Here is a 16683-nt window from a genome sequence, read left to right as displayed (position 1 = left end):
CGCCCAGCGCCTATCGAGGAGTGACAGCTCATGCCCGCAGCAGCGCCGTCCCCGCTGGCCGTAGTCGACGCCGAGCCCGTGCCGCGGCAGGAGGAGGTCCTCACCGACGCGGCGCTCGCCTTCGTGGCCGAGCTGCACCGCCGGTTCACGCCCCGGCGTGACGAACTCCTCGCCCGCCGCGCCGAGCGCCGCGCCGAGATCGCCCGCACCGCCACCCTCGACTTCCTCCCCGAGACGGCCGGCATCCGCGCGGACGACTCCTGGCGGGTGGCCCCCGCGCCCCCCGCCCTGGACGACCGCCGGGTCGAGATCACCGGCCCCACCGACCGCAGGATGACGGTCAACGCCCTCAACTCCGGGGCGCGGGTCTGGCTCGCGGACTTCGAGGACGCCTCCGCCCCGACCTGGGAGAACGTCGTCCTCGGCCAGGTCAACCTGATCGACGCGTACACCCGCAGCATCGACTTCACCGACCCGGCGAGCGGCAAGTCGTACGCCCTGCGCCCGGAGGAGGAACTGGCGACGGTGGTCGTGCGCCCGCGCGGCTGGCACCTGAACGAGCGTCACCTCGTCGACGCCGACGGCGCCCAGGTCCCCGGCGCCTTCGTCGACTTCGGCCTCTACTTCTTCCACAACGCCCGGCGCCTGCTCGACCTCGGCAAGGGCCCGTACTTCTACCTCCCGAAGACGGAGTCGCACCTGGAGGCCCGCCTCTGGAACGACGTGTTCGTCTTCGCGCAGGACTACGTCGGCATCCCGCAGGGCACCGTCCGCGCCACCGTCCTGATCGAGACGATCACGGCCGCGTACGAGATGGAGGAGATCCTCTACGAACTCCGCGACCACGCCTCCGGGTTGAACGCCGGACGCTGGGACTACCTGTTCTCCGTCATCAAGAACTTCCGTGACTGCGGGCCCCGGTTCGTCCTGCCGGACCGCAACGCGGTGACGATGACGGCCCCGTTCATGCGGGCGTACACCGAACTCCTGGTCCGCACCTGCCACAAGCGCGGCGCGCACGCGATCGGCGGCATGGCGGCCTTCATCCCGTCCCGCCGGGACCCCGAGGTCAACGAGGTCGCCTTCGAGAAGGTCCGGGCCGACAAGGACCGCGAGGCCGGCGACGGCTTCGACGGCTCCTGGGTCGCCCACCCCGACCTGGTGCCGATCGCCATGGAGTCCTTCGACAAGGTGCTCGGCGACCGGCCGAACCAGAAGGACCGCCTGCGCGAGGACGTCCACGTCGAGGCGGCCGACCTGATCGCCGTCGACTCCCTGGACGCCCGGCCGACGTACGCCGGTCTCGTCAACGCCGTCCAGGTGGGCATCCGTTACATCGAGGCCTGGCTGCGCGGGTTCGGCGCGGTCGCCATCTTCAACCTCATGGAGGACGCGGCCACCGCGGAGATCTCCCGCTCCCAGATCTGGCAGTGGATCAACGCCGGCGTCGAGTTCGAGAACGGCGCCAGGGCGACGCCGGAACTGGTCCGCGAGATCGCCGCCGGGGAACTCGACGCCGTCCGCCGCGAGACCGGCGCGGAGGCCTTCGCGTCCGGCCACTGGCAGCAGGCCCACGACCTGCTGCTCAGGGTCGCCCTGGACGAGGACTACGCCGAGTTCCTGACCCTGCCGGCGTACGAACAGCTCGCGGGCTGACGCCTCGCCTCACCGGTCCGAGTGGCCCGGCGACCCGCCCGGGACCACTCGGACCGCGCCTGCCCCGGCGGTCCGGCCCGCCGCCCGCCGGACGTCCGTCAGCCCAGATGGACCGACCAGTCCTGTTCCGCCGCCGGTCTGCCGTGCAGGTCGGGCACCCGCTTGAGCCAGTCGGGGCGGCCCTGCTGGGTGCGTGCCGCGCGCCGGGCCTCTTCGGCGGCGAGCTCCTCCCGGCCGGGGAAGTCGGTGGGCAGCCAGGCCGCCGAGGCCCGCACGCGCGCGTGCAGGTAGCCCGCGTACGCCTCGCGCACCTCGTCCGGGCCGGTGAACCCCTCCTCCTGGGCCAGCCAGGCGTCCGGCACGCACGCGGTGACCTCGCGCAGCAGCTCGGGCGTCACCTTCGGCGCCAGCTCGGCGTCGGCCGCCCGGGTGTCGGGGCCGTAGTGGCCGAGGGCGTGGTGCCGGAAGTCGTACGCCTTCTCCGGGGAGGAGATGTCCCAGCGGTGGTGGAAGACCAGGGCGGCGCCGTGGTCGATCAGCCACAGGCGCGGGGGCGCGATGCCCAGCGTGGGCCACAGCATCAGGTTGGAGCTGTGGACCGTACGGTCCACGTTCGTGGTCAGCGCGTCGAGCCAGACGATCCGGCCCGCCTCCACCGGATCGACCGGGAAGACCTTCGCGACCTCGGGCGTGAAGTCCCGCGCACCCGGCAGGAAGTCCATGCCGAGGTTGATCCCGTGGCTGGCGGCGTGCAGGTCGCGCACCTCCTGGTGCGGCTCCTGCCCGGCGATCGCCGGGTCGAAGTGGACCAGCACGAGTTCGGGGAAGCGCAGTCCGAGGGCGCGGGCCAGCTCCCCCACGATCACCTCGGCGACCAGCGCCTTGTGCCCCTGCGCGGAGCCGGTGAACTTCACGACGTAGGTGCCGAGGTCGTCGGCCTCGACGATCGCGGGGACGGAGCCGCCGGAGTGCAGGGGCGCGACGTAACGGGTTGCGGTGACCTCTCTCAGCATCTCCCAGGCCCCCACAGTGTCCTTCGGCTCACTCGGTTCACTCGGTTCACTCGGCTTGCCTTCCCCGGTCGGCCTCCGGCCCGAAGTGAGCATAGTAACCGAGCGTGACAGGCGGGGAGGAATGCCCGAGCCGTCGCACCGGCGGCGCAGCCCCACGAGCGAGCGGACCGGGCCGTCCGCACACGGCACCCTGCCGGCCGGCTCGGACAGCGCATCCGAACGCCTGGTCGGACATGAGCAGAACTCGCCCCGGAAGCGTGACACTTCCGCGAACCGATCGTGCCGGACGGCGGTCTGCAACAGACTCGGCATGCTCGCCCACGGCCCGGCGTACCGGGCCCTGAACTGGCCCACCTCGGGAGGCGCCCGGTGAAGAGGTTCTTAGGTCCGGTGAAGATGGCCGAGCCACGGGTCTCCGACGCCGAACAGGAGCTGTTCGGCGGACCGTTGCGCTATGACATGGGCTGGTCCCACCACGAGCACGCCGGCCTGGACCTGACCATGATGTCGGCGCTGCGCTCCATGCCGTCCCTCGTCGGCGCCACCCTGCGCCTGGCGTGGAGCGCCGACCGGCGGGCGCTGTTCGCCGTGGCGGTCAGCGAACTCGGCCAGGGCATCGCCGCGGCCGTCGGCCTGCTCGCCCTCAACGCCGTCATGCACGCCCTGCTCGCCGGGAGTGGCGACGCCGCCCAGCGGCTGCACTCACTGCTGCCCGGCCTGCTGGCCGTCGCTGGCATCGGGGTGGTCAACTCCGCCCTCTCCGCCTGGTCGACCTCTCGCGCCGGGCGCCTGGAGCCGATGGTCGAGCGGATCGCCACCACCCAGTACCTGGCCGCCGCCACGAGCGTCGAGCTGGAAGCCATCGACGACCCCGACTTCCGGCGGCTCGTGGACGTCGCCCAGTACGGTCCGGCCTCCGCCCGCCGCATGATCGGCGCCTGCGTCGCCGCGCTGAACGGCCTGATCTCACTGGTCACCACGGCCGGCGTCCTCGCCGTCCTCCACCCGGTCCTGCTGCCCATGCTGATCCTCATCGCCGCCCCGCGCGGCTGGGGCGCCATGCGCGTGGCCCAGGAGCGGTACGTGTCGGTGATGAGCTGGATCGAGCATGTGCGGGCCGGCCGGCTCATCGGCAACCTGCTCACCGAGCGCAGCGCCGCCCAGGAGGTCCGCCTCCACGGCGTCGGTGCCTTCCTCCTCAGCCGCTACGAGCGCATGGCCGAGAGCGCGGAGGCCGAACAGGAACGCCTCGCCTCCAGCAAGGCCCTGACCGAATGGGTCGCCTCCGCGCTGTCCGGCCTGGCCGTGGCCGCGACATACGGGGCCATGTTCTGGCTGATCACGGCCGGGCACATGAGCCTCGCCATCGCCGGTACCGCCGTGATCGCGGTTCGGACCGGGTCGGCGAGCCTGGGCGCGCTGGTGATGAACATCAACCAGCTGCACGAGGAATCCCTCTACGTCCGCGACCACGGCCGCTTCCTGGTCCAGGCAGCGCGGCGCACCATCCCCGAGGGGGGCGATCCGGTCCCCGAGCAGGTCAGGGAGATCGTCCTCGACCGCGTGACCTACCGCTACCCGGACCGTGACACGGACGCCCTGGACCAGGTGTCCCTCACCCTGCCGATGGGCTCGGTCACCGCCGTGGTCGGTGAGAACGGCTCCGGCAAGAGCACGCTGATGAAGATCCTGTCCGGCCTGCTGCTGCCCCAGGCCGGCAGCTTGCGCTGGGGCGGGGCGGACATCGGCGACCTCGACCGCTCCCAGGTGTTCGAACGCGTCTCCCTGCTCACCCAGGACTTCCAGCGCTGGCCCGTGACCGCGGCCATGAACATCCGCCTCGGCCGCCCCGCCCACGCGGCCACACCGCGGGACCTGCAGCCATCGGTGGACTACGCCGGAGCCGGACCGGTCATCGCCAGACTCCCCGACGGGCTGCGGAGCCTGCTGGCCCGCGTGTTCCGCGGCGCCATCGAACTCTCCGGCGGCGAATGGCAGAAGGTGGGCCTCGCCCGCACCCACTGGCGCAGTTCGACATCGCGGGCGGACAGCGTCCTCATCGTCGACGAACCCACCTCCGCCCTCGACCCCGAAGCCGAGATCCAAGCCTTCGACCGCATCCGCCGCCTCGCCGCCCCGAACCGGGCCGTCGTGCTGGTCACCCACCGCATGTCCGGCGTCCGCCACGCCGACCGCATCTACGTCCTCGACCACGGACGCCTCGCCGAACACGGCACCCACGACGAACTCATGACCGCCCGGGGCCGCTACGCCGCCATGTTCGACGCGCAGGCGGCCCAGTACGCACCCGACGCCGACATCCCCAAACCCGCCGCGCCCCCCGTCGCGGATCCCGCATGACCCATCGATCGGCTCGGCCGGAAAGCCCACGCCCGGTCGGGGGCATCTTCCCCGCATGCGAGGGTTCGATCGCGGGCCGCGGGTAGGCGTCCGGTATGGAGCTGTGGGGCAAGCGCGACGACATGGTGGTGCACGAGCGGGAGCCGTTCAACGCCGAGCCGCCGCGCGTGGCGCTGGCGCGAGAGCGGCAGACCCCCGTCGGCGTCTTCTACAGCCGCAACCACGGACCGATCCCCGACATCGACCCGAAGGCGTGGCGTCTGCGGGTGGACGGCCTGGTCGGGCACCCGCTGGAGCTCTCCCTGCGGGAGCTGCGCGAGCGGTTCGGGGAGGTGGAGATCGAGGCCACCTTGCAGTGCGCGGGCAACCGGCGCGCCGGTCTCGCCGCGGTACGCGCCATCCCCGGCGAGGCTTGCTGGGGCCCCGGCGCCACCGCCACCGCCCGTTGGAGCGGCGTCCGGCTCCGCGACGTGCTGGCCGAAGCCGGCCTTGGATCCCCGGCCGCGCACATCGCCTTCAGCGCCCCGGACGTCTCGCCGAGGGCCGACCCGCCCCAGCCCTACGGCGGCTCGATCCCCGCCGCCAAGGCCCGCAGCCCGGAAGTGCTGCTCGCCTGGGCCATGAACGGCGAACCACTCCCCCGCGTCCACGGCGGCCCGCTGCGTGTGGTGGTGCCGGGCTGGATCGGCGCACGCAGCGTCAAATGGCTCACGCGGATCACCGCCCGGTCCCAGCCCTCTACCAACTACTTCCAGGCGACCGCCTACCGCATCCTGCCGGCCGAAGCCGATCCCGCCCGAGCCGAACCCGGCACCGGCATCTCCCTCGGCCCGCTCCCCGTGAACTGCGACATCCTTCACCCTGACAACGGCGCCCGACTGCCCCCGGGGCCCACGGAAATCACGGGCTACGCCCTGGCGGGCGACGGCCGCACCGTCGCCCGCGTCGACGTCTCCCTCGACGCCGGAGGCGACTGGCAGCAGGCCGAACTCGACCCCGCGGACAGCCCCTGGGTCTGGCAGCACTGGCGCACCACGCTCGACCTGCCCGCCGGCGAAAGACACGTGACCGCCCGGGCATGGGACAGCACCGGCGCGCTCATGCCCGAATCTCCCCTCTCCCTGTGGAATCCCCGGGGCTACGGCAACAACTCCTGGGCCGCCGTCCACGTCACCTGCCGCTGAACCGGGGCACAGCTCCCCCGCCCACACGGGCGTGGTGGGGGCGCTGCCGGCGAACCCCGACACCACGTCGGTGCCGCCGCTGGTCGAGGCCGGCAGCACCCGGTCGCCGACGTGGTCGCGCACCCAGGGGTAGGCGGAGGCCGGCAGCGTGGACCCGGTGCAGCCGACGGCGCGGATCGACGACAGGTCGTGCGCCGACGGGTCGATGCCGGACTTGGCCATGCCGAGCAGGTATTGGGGGCTGGTGCCGAAGAGGGTGACGCGGTGGCGGGCCGCCAGTTCCCACGGGATGTCCGGGCGGGCGGACCGGACCTTCGACGAACGCCTCGCGGGAATCGACGACCCGGCGGAACTGGTCGCGGCCGGCTTCCGGCTCAGCGCCCGCATGACCGGCTCCCACCCGGAGCTGATGCAGGTGCTGCGCCGCCGCGGACTCGGCTACCTGCACACGGACAACGGCCTGTCCTCCCGGGCCCGGCGCGACCTGGAGAGCGGGATCGCCTCCGGCCGCTTCACCGCCGTGGAACCCGCCGTGGCCCTCTCCGCGCTGGGCGGCACGCTGCTGACACTGCTGGAACTGAAATTCTCCCGCCCCGACCTGGACGGGGACGAGGCGGCATCGCACCTCGCCGAGATGGTCCTGCGCATGCTGGGCCTCTGCGCGGACGACGCCCGAGAGGTCGCCCGGCGCCCCCTGCCCGACCTCGGCCGGTGAGAGCCGGACGGAGAGACGGAGATTCCTACCCGAGCCCGCTCGGCAGGCGTGCGGAGGTGTAGGCCCGGTTCACCCATCGCTGCAGGTGGGGGGCCTGGGCCAACAGGTCGCGGTAGACGCGGACCGCGTGGTGATGCACCGCCTCGACCACGGATGCCTCGACGGCCTCACCGCGCCAGATCAGCAGGTGCCGCTGCCACAACGGGTCCCCGGCCAGGGGCTTGACCACCACCCCGTCGATGGGGCGCACGGTGGGCTGAACCACGGTCACCCCCAGTCCCCTGGCGATCATGGACTGCAGCTGATCGAGTACGTGGAACTCGTGTGTGCCGGCCGGCATGAAACCCGCGGCCTGGCAGGCGTCGTAGAAGGCGCCGGGCCAGCCCACCCCGTCGTCGGAGGAGACGAACCAGGTGTCCTCGGCCAGTTCCTCCAGCGGGACCTCGACGCGGTGCGCCAGTGGGTGGCCGGCGTGCATGGCCACGAAGATCGGGACGGTGTTGATGGCACGGTGTGCCAGAGCGGAGGAGTGCCGTAGGGGCAGTCCGGGGTAGTCGACGCCCAGTGCGGCGTCGAGTTCGCCGGCCTCCAGCAGACTGAGCAGTTCGCCGGTGGCGTAGACGCTGCAGACGGAGACCTTGAGGTGCGGGCAGGCGTCGCGCAGGGCGTTCAGCAGCGTCGGCACGATCGGTGTGTTGGTGGCGCCGAGGCGGAGCGTACCGTCCACTGTGGCCGGCAAGCCCGTCCGCCGTCGCCCGAGGGCGTCGGCACGCACCAGGATCTCGCGTGCCTGGCTCACGACCTCCGCTCCATAGGCGGTCAGCCGCACACCGGTACTGCCGCGCAGGAACACCCCCTCACCGAGCAGTCGCTCGATGCGACGCAGTTGTGTGCTCAGTGCGGGCTGGGTGAATCCGAGCGCGACGGCTGCCCGGCCGACGCTCCCGCAGTCCGCGATCGCGCACAGCACACGCAGGTGACGCAACTCCAGTTCCATCGGCCCACCTCGTCGTGCGGCAGAAAACGGGGTCCATTATGCGCGCGGGCCGACAGGCGCGGCACTCCACGTTCTCGGGGCCGGAGTGGTGCGGCCCGGCCGGCTCGCCGCGGGCGCCGCGCGTTATGCATGGTCCGCTCGTTCTCTTATGCCTCAGCCCGTTGTCCCCGCGGAGCCGGTCGTGGAAATCTCCACTGCACGTCCTGTCCCGCCGAGGTGGAGCGGGTCTGCTCCCGGTGACTCGCGCATCCCCGCGGCGGTCCTTCCGCCGTGCGGAGTGCTCGTGCGCCGCGGCGGCTGTGGCGTCCGGGGACCGCCGAAGCGCCTCATCTTCGAGGAGAGACAACCATGCCTCATCACCAGGCCCGCTTCACCGTGGAGGCGACCGCGGCGGCGGTCCACGGCGCCCGCCACCGCATCTCCGCGACGGTGAGGTCGTGGGGCACGTCGTTCGAGGACGAACTGTTCTCCCGCTTGGAGCTGGTGGCATCGGAACTGCTCACCAACGGCCTTCAGCACGCGGGCGGACCCATGACCGTCGAGGTGACCCTGGAGCAGGGCCTCCTCGTCATCGCGGTCCTCGACGGCAGTCCGGCGGTTCCGCAGCCGTGTGCGGCCGAGGTCGACGACGAGCGTGGACGCGGCCTTCTTCTCATAGAAGCCCTCTGTCTGTTCCAGGGCGTCGAACGCACCGCCTTCGGCAAGCGGTGCTGGGCGGTTCTGCCCGTGGCGACCACGCCTGCCCCGGCTGACGAGCGGAGTGCTCAGGGCGGCGGCGCCCCGGATGCGCGCTGGTCGGTGACGCCCGCCGGCGAATGGCTGCTGTCGAGCCTGTTCGAGATATGTCCATGACCAATACGTCCGAGGAGGCGATGGTGGCTGTAGAGACGGCCGCGGAGACTGCCGCAGAGGCTGCTGCGGAGACGGATGAGAGCAGACAGCGGAAGAACGGTCTGTACGGCCGGGTGAGCGTCGAACTCGCCGAGAACATGAGGCAGGGCTGGGCGGACACGGAGCGCCGCGGACTCGAGCCGATCGCACAGGCGGCCTACACCGCGCGCCGCAGGACGAAGCTGTCCGCCCGGTTCCCCGGTGAGCTGCTGGTGATCCCGGCCGGCAACCCGAAGGTCCGCGCCAACGACACGGCCTACCCCTTCAGGCCCTCGTCGGACTACGTCTACCTGACCGGCGATCAGTCCCAGGACGCCGTGCTGGTCCTGGAGCCCGGCCGGTACGGCGGGCACCGGGCGGTCGCGTACCTGCTCCCCCGCTCCGACCGGGAGAGCGGAGAGTTCTGGCTCGACTATCACGGTGAGCTGTGGGACGGCCGCCGCAACAGCCTCGCGGAGAATGAGCAGTTGCTCGGTCTGCCCTGCCGCGACGTCCGCACGCTCGCCGACCGGCTCGGCGCGGCCGACGGACCGGTCCGCCTGCTGCGCGGCTACGACGCGGGTGTCGACTCGGTCCTCGACGGGAAGGTGACGGCCGAGCACGACGACGAGTTCCGCGTGGCCCTCTCCGAGATGCGTCTGGTCAAGGACGAGTGGGAGATCGCCGATCTGCGTTTCGCCTGCGAGGCCACGGCCCTCGGCTTCGAGGACGTCGTCCGCGCCCTCAGCGCCGCCGCACCGACGCCCGAGCGGCTCATCGAGGGCACGTTCTTCACGCGCGCCCGGATCGAGGGCAATGACGTCGGCTACGCGTCGATCTGCGCGGCGGGATCCCACGCCACGACTCTGCACTGGGTGCGCAACGACGGCGAAACCCGTCCCGGCGATCTTCTGCTGCTCGACGCCGGGGTGGAGACCCGTAACCTCTACACCGCCGACATCACCCGCACCCTGCCCGTCGACGGGCGCTTCACCCCGGTCCAGCGGAAGGTCTACGACGCGGTGTACGCGGCGCAGGAGGCCGGCATCGCCGCGGTCAAGCCGGGTGCCGCGTACCGGGACTTCCACGACGCCGCCCAGCGGGTTCTGGCCGAGCACCTGGCCGCCTGGGGCCTGTTCGGGGACCGGTCGGCGGACGAGGCGTACGAACTCGGACTGCAGCGTCGTTGGACGCTGGCCGGCACGGGCCACATGCTCGGCCTGGACGTTCACGACTGTGCCAAGGCCCGCACCGAGATGTATGTGGACGGCACGCTGCAGCCGGGCATGGTGCTCACTGTCGAGCCGGGCCTGTACTTCCAGTCCGACGATCTGACCGTTCCCGAGGAATACCGGGGCATCGGCATACGGATCGAGGACGACCTCCTGGTGACCGAGGAGGGCAGCGAGAACCTCTCGGCCGGCCTGCCGCGGGAAGCGGACGAGGTGGAGGCCTGGATGTCCCGGCTGCGCGTCTGACGTCTCCTGCCGCGTTCCCCCGCGGGCGGCGGCCCGGCCACCGGGAACCGCATCAGCACGATTGCGGTCAACCGCGTCTTCGCTGCGGAGCAGAAGCTGTGCAGCCGAACCACGACACGACACAGGAGAGAGCTCTCGATGCAGGAGCAGGGCAACGCCTCCGACACGGGCGATGACGAGCCTCACGTGCCGGCCGCCCCGGCCGGAACCTTCCAGGGAGGCTGGGCGAACACGGACCTGAAGCCGCCGCTCCTGCCGGGTGCGGCGGGCGCGGCCAAGCGGCGCTCGGCGGTGTCCGAACGGTTTCCCGGTGAGCGGATCGTCGTCCCGTCAGGCGGGCTGAAGGTCAGAAGCAACGACTTCGACTACACGTTCCGGCCGCACTCCGCCTTCGTGCATCTCACCGCCGATCACGGGACGCAGGCGGTCCCCGACAGCGTCCTCGTCTTCGAACCGACGGGATGCGGACACTCGGTGACCCTGTTCGTCCGGCCGCGGTCGCCGCGTGACGGCGGCCGGAACGGCGCGGAGTTCTACGGCGACCGACGGCACGGCGAGTTCTGGATCGGCCGGCGCAGAACGCTGTCGGAGACCGCGGACGCCCTTGGCCTCGAGGTCGCCGCGCGCGACGACCTCGAGCGGGCTCTCGGGAAGAAGGCACCGACCCGCGTGCTGCGCGGTGAGGACGCGCACGTCGACGCGCTGGTGCCGCCGGACTCGCGGGCAGACGCCGAACTGGTCACCTTCCTGTCGGAACTGCGGCTGGTCAAGGACGAGTGGGAGGTCGGCCAGCTGCGTGCCGCCGTGGACTGCACCGTCGCCGGTTTCCACGACGCGGTCGGCGAACTGGGCAACGCCACTCGCCTGGCGCGGGGAGAACGCTGGATCGAGGGCACCTTCAACCGGCGTGCCCGGCTCGGCGGTCACGGACTGGGCTTCGAGACCATCGCGGCGGCCGGGGCGCACGCCTGCGTCCTGCACTGGATGCGCAATGACGGCCCGGTGCGGTACGGGGACCTGCTCCTGCTGGACGCGGGCGTCGAGGCGGACTCCTTCTACACCGGGGACGTCACCCGGACGCTGCCGGTCAGCGGTCGCTTCACCGATGTCCAACGCCGCGTCTACGACCTGGTCTTCGCCGCCCAGTCGGCGGGCATCGCCGCGCTGCGGCCCGGAGCCCGGTACGGCGACTTCCACGACGCCGCCATGCGGGTCATCGGCGAAGGACTCGACGCCTGGGGGCTGCGGCCGCCCGGCGGCGCGGTTCCGGGTTCCGGGTCCGACCTGTACCGCCGGTACACTCTGTGCGGCTCGGGCCACATGCTGGGGCTGGACTGCCACGACTGCGCCGGCGCCCGCGACGCGACGTACCTGGGCGGTGTCCTGGAGGCCGGACACGTCCTGACCGTCGAACCCGGACTCTACTTCCAGCCCGACGATCTGACGGTGCCCGAAGAACTGCGCGGCATCGGCGTACGGATCGAGGACGACTTCGTCATCACGGCCGACGGAGCCACCTGCCTGTCCTCGGGCCTGCCGCGCAGCGCGGACGAGGTGGAGACCTGGATGGCGTCCTTGCGCTGACTCCCCCGCCTGAGTGCGGCCCCGGAGCCCCGAACCGATCTTGCAAGTGGAGCAACGTGACATTGTATAGTGGGAGGTCATTGGGCTGGTATATAGGGCTGGTACTCGGAGGAGCGAAGATGCCTCATCTCAAGTCGCAGGCGATCTCCGTCCAGACCCATCTGCGCGATCAGGTCGCCAATGCCCTCCGAGCAGCGCTCATCGCGGGTGAACTCCGTCCGGGTGTCATCTACTCGGCCCCCACACTGGCGGCGGAACTCGGCGTTTCCGCCACCCCGGTGCGTGAGGCCATGCTGGACCTGGCGCGGGAGGGCCTGGTCGAGGCGGTGCGCAACAAGGGGTTCCGCGTCACGGAGATGACCGACAAGGACCTCGACGACTTCACCGACATCCGGACCCTGATCGAAGTCCCCACCGTGGGCCGCGTCGCCGCGACGGCGAGTGCCGGGCAACTGGAAGCCCTGCGTCCGCTGGCGGAGCAGATCGTCACGGCGGCCCAGGGGCATGACGTCCTGAAGTACCTCGAAGCGGATCACCGGTTCCACCTGGAGCTGCTGGCCCTGGCAGGCAACCCGCACCTCGTGGAGGTCGTGGCCGACCTGCGCAAGCGGTCACGCCTGTTCGGACTGGGCAGCCTGAACGAGACCGGCCGCCTGGTGTCTTCCGCCCAGGAGCATGTCGAACTCCTCGACCTGATGCTGGCCGGCCGGATCCAGGAGGCGGAGGACTGCATGCGCCGCCACCTGGCGCACGTCCGCACCCTGTGGGCGGACGGCCAGGCCGACGCCGTAGCCGACGCGTCGGCTCTTCGACTCAGCCGGTAGGCCTCCGGCCACCGCACACCACCTGCCCCGAAGCCGCTGCCTGTGACGCGGCAGCCTTCCGGGCGCCCGATCACACAATCAGCCATGTTCCGGGACGGACCGTTTCCTCCGACCGTGAGGCCTGCCGGCCTTCCTGGTGACCCCACCGGAGCCTGACAGCGCCATCCGAGCCGACGACCCGCAACCCGCGTTCCGGATATCGGACACAGCTCGGTAACGAGCCGTCACACCCCTTGGCTATGCAATTTCACATTACTATGTTACGCGTCACACCTCACAGGCGGATTCCCGCCATCAAAAGCAAGGAGTGGCTATGAGCCGTCACATGCGTGCCCTGTCCGCCTCGTTGAGCGCCTCGCTCACACTGGCCCTGCTGGGCGCCTGTACGAATCAGTCGGGTGAGGGCGGCTCCGACGAGCACAAGCGGCCCGGCGTCGCCACCGGAACGATCATCGGCGGCACCCCGAAGAAGGGCGGCACGCTCACCGTGCTGTCCAACCAGGACTTCGGCCACCTGGACCCGGCCCGGAACTGGGTGATGCCGACCATGGACTTCGGCAGCCGCCTGCTCTACCGCACGCTGACCACGTTCAGGGCCTCCCCCGGCAACCAGGGCAGTGAGATCGTCCCCGATCTCGCGACGGACCTCGGCAAGTCCTCCGACGGCGGCCGGACCTGGACGTTCACGCTCAAGCCCGGTCTGAAGTACGAGGACGGGACCCCGATCAGAGCCCAGGACGTCAAGTACAACGTCGAGCGCTCCTTCGCCCCGGACCTGGTCGGAGGTCCCGACTACGCCCAGCGGTACCTGGCCGGCACCGAGGGCTACACCGGGCCGCTGCGGGGCAGGCACCTGGACTCGATCAAGACTCCCGACGACCGCACCATCGTCTTCTCGCTGCGCAGGCCGGTCGCGGAGTTCTCCTACACGGTCACGCTGCCCACCTTCTCCCCCGTGCCCGAATCGCGGGAGAAGGGAGTCCAGTACGACCTGCGCCCGTTCTCCTCCGGGCCGTACAAGATCGAAAGCTATGCGCGGGGCAAGAAGCTGGTACTGGTCCGCAACCCGCACTGGGACCCCGGCACGGACCCGGTGCGCAAGGCCTACCCCGACCGGATCGTCGTACAGCAGGGCCTGAAGGGCGGTCAGATCGACGACCGCATCATCGCCAGCGAGGGCGCCGACGCCTCCGCCGTCGAGTGGTCCGACATGCAGCCGTCCAGCATCGCCAAGGTGCTGCCGCGGCCGGAGGTCAAGAAGAGGCTGTCCGCGGAGCGGACCGGCTGCACCGACATGCTCGCCCTGAACACCTCCCGCGCGCCGTTCGACAACCTGAAGCTGCGTCAGGCGATGCAGTACGCGGTCGACAAGTCGGCCCAGGTGACCGCCAGTGGCGGCCCCGCCCTCAACGACATGGCCACCGGTTACCTCCCGCCGGCCCTCACCGGCGGCCGCCGCGCCGACGGCCTCTACGGCCGGTCGGCCACCGGCGACGTGGCCAAGGCCAAGAAGCTCCTCGCCGAGGGCGGCAAGCCGAACGGCTTCGCCACGACGATCACGGTGTCGACGGGCGACAAGACACGGGCCGAGGCGCTCCAGCAGAGCCTGTCCCGGGTCGGGGTGCGCCTGCAGATCCAGACCGTCGACCCGTCGGTCTACTACGACACCATCGGTGACACCAAGCACGCACCGGACATGGCGATGAGCGGCTGGTGCCCCGACTACCCGTCCGGTTCCACCTTCCTGCCCTTCGTGTTCGACGGCCGGACCATCAAGGAGAAGGGGAACCAGGGCAACGTCTCCCAGTTCCGCGACAAGGCGGTGGAGAAGCGTATGGACGAGATCGCCGCGATGCCCGACGCGGCGAGCGCCAATCAGGCCTGGATCAGCCTCGACTCCGTCATCCAGAGCAAGTCGCCGGCCGTTCCGCTGCTGTGGAAGCGCAAGCCCCTGCTGGCCGGCGACAACATCGCCGGAGCCTTCGGCCACGCCGCCTGGACCGGCCAGTTCGACTTCGCGGTGATCGGTCTGAAGGACCCGTCGAAGAGCAAGGGCTGAGGACGAGCCGTCGTGACCTTCACACTGGACACCACCGCGCAGACCGGGCGTTCGGCCCTGCCCGAGCATCCGCTGCGGGCCACGTCGCGCAAGCTGTGGGGTGACCGGGGCAGCAGGCTCGCCCTGGTCGCCGTCGCACTGCTGGTCCTGGTCGCCCTGACCGCCCCGCTGCTCAGCCGGCTGGGCGGCTGGTCACCCACCGCCTTCGACAGCGACGCGATCGACCCCTACCTCGGGGGCATGCCCCGCGGACCGCTCGGCGGCATCAGCGCCGAGCACTGGCTGGGGGTGGAGCCCGCCACCGGCCGCGACCTGTTCGCGCGCGTGGTGCACGGAGCCCAGGTCTCGCTGCTGATCGCGTTCGCCGCCACCGCGATCGTCGTCGTGGTGGGCACCGCCGCGGGCATCGCGGCCGGCTACTTCGGGGGCCGCGTCGACACCGTACTGAGCCGGCTCATGGACCTGACCATGTCCTTCCCGTCGCTCATCTTCATGATCGCCATGATGTCCGTGGCCCAGGACGTCAACCGGGTCGCCCTGATGACCGCCGTCATCGGTGTCTTCGGCTGGCCCGGCATCGCCCGCGTGGTGCGCGGTGAGGCCCTCACCCTGCGCCACCGCGAGTACGTCGAGGCGGCCCGCGTGGCCGGCTCGGGACCGTGGCGCATCCTCACCCGCGAGGTCCTTCCCAACATCTCCGGGCCCATCATCGCCTACACCACGTTGCTGATCCCCGGCATGATCAGCACGGAGGCGGCGCTGAGCTTCCTCGGAGTGGGCGTGCGCCCGCCGACCTCCTCCTGGGGTCAGATGATCGCCGAGGCCGTCGCCTACTACGAGACGGACCCCATGTACTTCTTCGTCCCGAGCACCTTCCTCTTCGTCGCGGTGCTGGCCTTCACGGTGCTGGGCGACGCCCTGCGCGACATCCTCGATCCCCAGGGAGGCCGCTCGTGACCGCCTACCTGCTCCGCAGATGCCTCGGGGTGGCCGGCGTGCTGCTCGCCATCTGCGCCGTCACCTTCGTCATCTTCTACCTCCTGCCCGCCGACCCGGCCGCGGCCGCCTGCGGCAAGACGTGCAGCGCGGAGCGGCTGGCGGAGGTGCGCCACCACATGGGGCTCGACCAGCCGCTGTGGCGCCAGTTCGGCGACTACGTCGTCGGCATCTTCGCCGGACGGGACCTGGGCAGCGGGCCGCACGCGCTGCACTGCGGCTTCCCGTGCCTGGGCTACTCCTACGACAACGCCCTGCCGGTGTGGGACCTGCTCATGGACCGGCTGCCCGTCTCCGCCTCGCTCGCCTTCGGGGCCGCCTGCATGTGGCTCGTGCTGGGGCTGGGCGCCGGGGTGACCGCCGCCCTGAAGAAGGGCGGACTGCTCGACCGGACGCTCATGGTCGGCGCCGTCGCCACGGCCTCGCTACCCGTCTACTTCACCGCCGTCATGCTCATCTACGGCCTGGTCCGGGTCGGCGGACTCCTTCCCTACCCCACCTACACCCCGCTGACCGACGACCCCCTGGGATGGGCCGCCAACCTGCTGCTGCCCTGGACCGCACTGGCCCTGCTGTACGCCGCGATGTACGCCCGCCAGAGCCGCAGCTCCATGATCGAGGCCATGGCGCAGCCCTACATCCGCACCGCCAGGGCGAAGGGCATGCCCCGGTACGTCGTGGTGGCCAAACACGGCCTGCGGTCCGCCATGATGCCGGTGCTCACCATCTTCGGCATGGACCTCGGCGCCCTGCTCGCCGGAGCCGTCATCACCGAGTCCATCTTCGGCATCCCCGGGGTGGGCCGGCTGTTCTACGACGCCCTGCAACGCTCCGACCAGCCCGTCGTCCTGGGCGTGACGCTCCTGGCCGCCTTCTTCATCGTGGCGGCGAACGTCGTCATCGACCTGCTGTACGCGGTCGTAGACCCGAGGGTGAGGAACTAGCC

Annotated in this window: 13 protein-coding genes and 1 pseudogene; 11 read left to right on the top strand and 3 right to left on the bottom strand. The window is 71.1% G+C overall.

The window, feature by feature from the left end:
* The first annotated feature begins 30 nt into the window (after positions 1-30).
* Positions 31-1656, top strand: a complete 1626-nt coding sequence (gene aceB / locus AB0G63_RS02410) for a malate synthase A (protein WP_360742904.1) — start codon at positions 31-33, stop codon at positions 1654-1656.
* A gap of 98 nt (positions 1657-1754) precedes the next feature.
* Here the strand turns inward: aceB and AB0G63_RS02405 are convergent, their stop codons facing one another.
* Positions 1755-2669, bottom strand: coding sequence for a HipA family kinase (locus AB0G63_RS02405; protein ID WP_360742901.1), 915 nt, complete (start codon positions 2667-2669; stop codon positions 1755-1757).
* A gap of 396 nt (positions 2670-3065) precedes the next feature.
* Here AB0G63_RS02405 and AB0G63_RS02400 point away from each other — a divergent pair, with 396 nt between their 5' ends.
* Together AB0G63_RS02400 and AB0G63_RS02395 are read left to right on the top strand one after the other, a co-directional pair.
* A complete protein-coding gene (locus tag AB0G63_RS02400) occupies positions 3066-5030 on the top strand; it encodes an ABC transporter ATP-binding protein (RefSeq protein ID WP_360742898.1) in 1965 nt (654 codons plus the stop codon).
* A 95-nt stretch (positions 5031-5125) separates the two neighbouring features.
* Positions 5126-6214: a sulfite oxidase gene (locus tag AB0G63_RS02395; RefSeq protein WP_360742895.1), complete on the top strand. Its 1089-nt coding sequence runs from the start codon at positions 5126-5128 to the stop codon at positions 6212-6214.
* A gap of 9 nt (positions 6215-6223) precedes the next feature.
* Here the strand turns inward: AB0G63_RS02395 and AB0G63_RS02390 are convergent.
* Positions 6224-6517: pseudogene (locus AB0G63_RS02390) on the bottom strand (acetoacetate--CoA ligase); the annotation flags it as partial.
* Between AB0G63_RS02390 and AB0G63_RS02385 the strand changes: the two are divergent.
* Positions 6420-6929 carry a TetR/AcrR family transcriptional regulator gene (locus AB0G63_RS02385; RefSeq protein WP_360743178.1) on the top strand — a complete coding sequence of 170 codons (510 nt, stop codon included), beginning with the start codon at positions 6420-6422 and terminating at the stop codon, positions 6927-6929. The pseudogene AB0G63_RS02390 and the gene AB0G63_RS02385 sit on opposite strands and share 98 nt — an antisense overlap.
* A gap of 25 nt (positions 6930-6954) precedes the next feature.
* Here AB0G63_RS02385 and AB0G63_RS02380 read toward each other — a convergent pair whose 3' ends face one another.
* Positions 6955-7926 carry a LysR family transcriptional regulator gene (locus AB0G63_RS02380; RefSeq protein WP_360742892.1) on the bottom strand — a complete coding sequence of 324 codons (972 nt, stop codon included), beginning with the start codon at positions 7924-7926 and terminating at the stop codon, positions 6955-6957.
* A 348-nt stretch (positions 7927-8274) separates the two neighbouring features.
* Here AB0G63_RS02380 and AB0G63_RS02375 point away from each other — a divergent pair, with 348 nt between their 5' ends.
* The 7 genes from AB0G63_RS02375 to AB0G63_RS02345 all read left to right on the top strand — a co-directional run bounded on the left by AB0G63_RS02375 (position 8275) and on the right by AB0G63_RS02345 (position 16681).
* Positions 8275-8778, top strand: a complete 504-nt coding sequence (locus AB0G63_RS02375) for an ATP-binding protein (RefSeq protein ID WP_360742889.1) — start codon at positions 8275-8277, stop codon at positions 8776-8778.
* 20 nt (positions 8779-8798) lie between these two features.
* Positions 8799-10274 (top strand): aminopeptidase P family protein, encoded by a 1476-nt coding sequence (locus tag AB0G63_RS02370; protein ID WP_360743175.1) that lies wholly within the window; start codon positions 8799-8801, stop codon positions 10272-10274.
* Between the two features lie 138 nt (positions 10275-10412).
* A complete protein-coding gene (locus AB0G63_RS02365; protein WP_360742886.1) occupies positions 10413-11858 on the top strand; it encodes an aminopeptidase P family protein in 1446 nt (481 codons plus the stop codon).
* Between the two features lie 119 nt (positions 11859-11977).
* Positions 11978-12682 (top strand): GntR family transcriptional regulator, encoded by a 705-nt coding sequence (locus AB0G63_RS02360; RefSeq protein WP_360742883.1) that lies wholly within the window; start codon positions 11978-11980, stop codon positions 12680-12682.
* 313 nt (positions 12683-12995) lie between these two features.
* The gene (locus tag AB0G63_RS02355) at positions 12996-14741 is read left to right on the top strand and encodes an ABC transporter substrate-binding protein (protein WP_360742880.1); all 1746 of its coding nucleotides are present in this window, start codon (positions 12996-12998) and stop codon (positions 14739-14741) included.
* A gap of 57 nt (positions 14742-14798) precedes the next feature.
* Positions 14799-15698: an ABC transporter permease gene (locus AB0G63_RS02350; RefSeq protein ID WP_360743172.1), complete on the top strand. Its 900-nt coding sequence runs from the start codon at positions 14799-14801 to the stop codon at positions 15696-15698.
* On the top strand, positions 15695-16681 hold the full coding sequence (locus AB0G63_RS02345; protein ID WP_360742877.1) for an ABC transporter permease: 987 nt from the start codon (positions 15695-15697) through the stop codon (positions 16679-16681). Before AB0G63_RS02350 ends, AB0G63_RS02345 begins: the two co-directional genes overlap by 4 nt.
* Positions 16682-16683 lie beyond the last annotated feature (2 nt).

The organism is Streptomyces sp. NPDC020996 (assembly GCF_040641355.1).
Taxonomy (GTDB): Bacteria; Actinomycetota; Actinomycetes; order Streptomycetales; family Streptomycetaceae; genus Streptomyces.
Note: the sequence above shows the minus strand (reverse complement) of the source record. Positions and strands in the feature narration are given on the sequence as shown.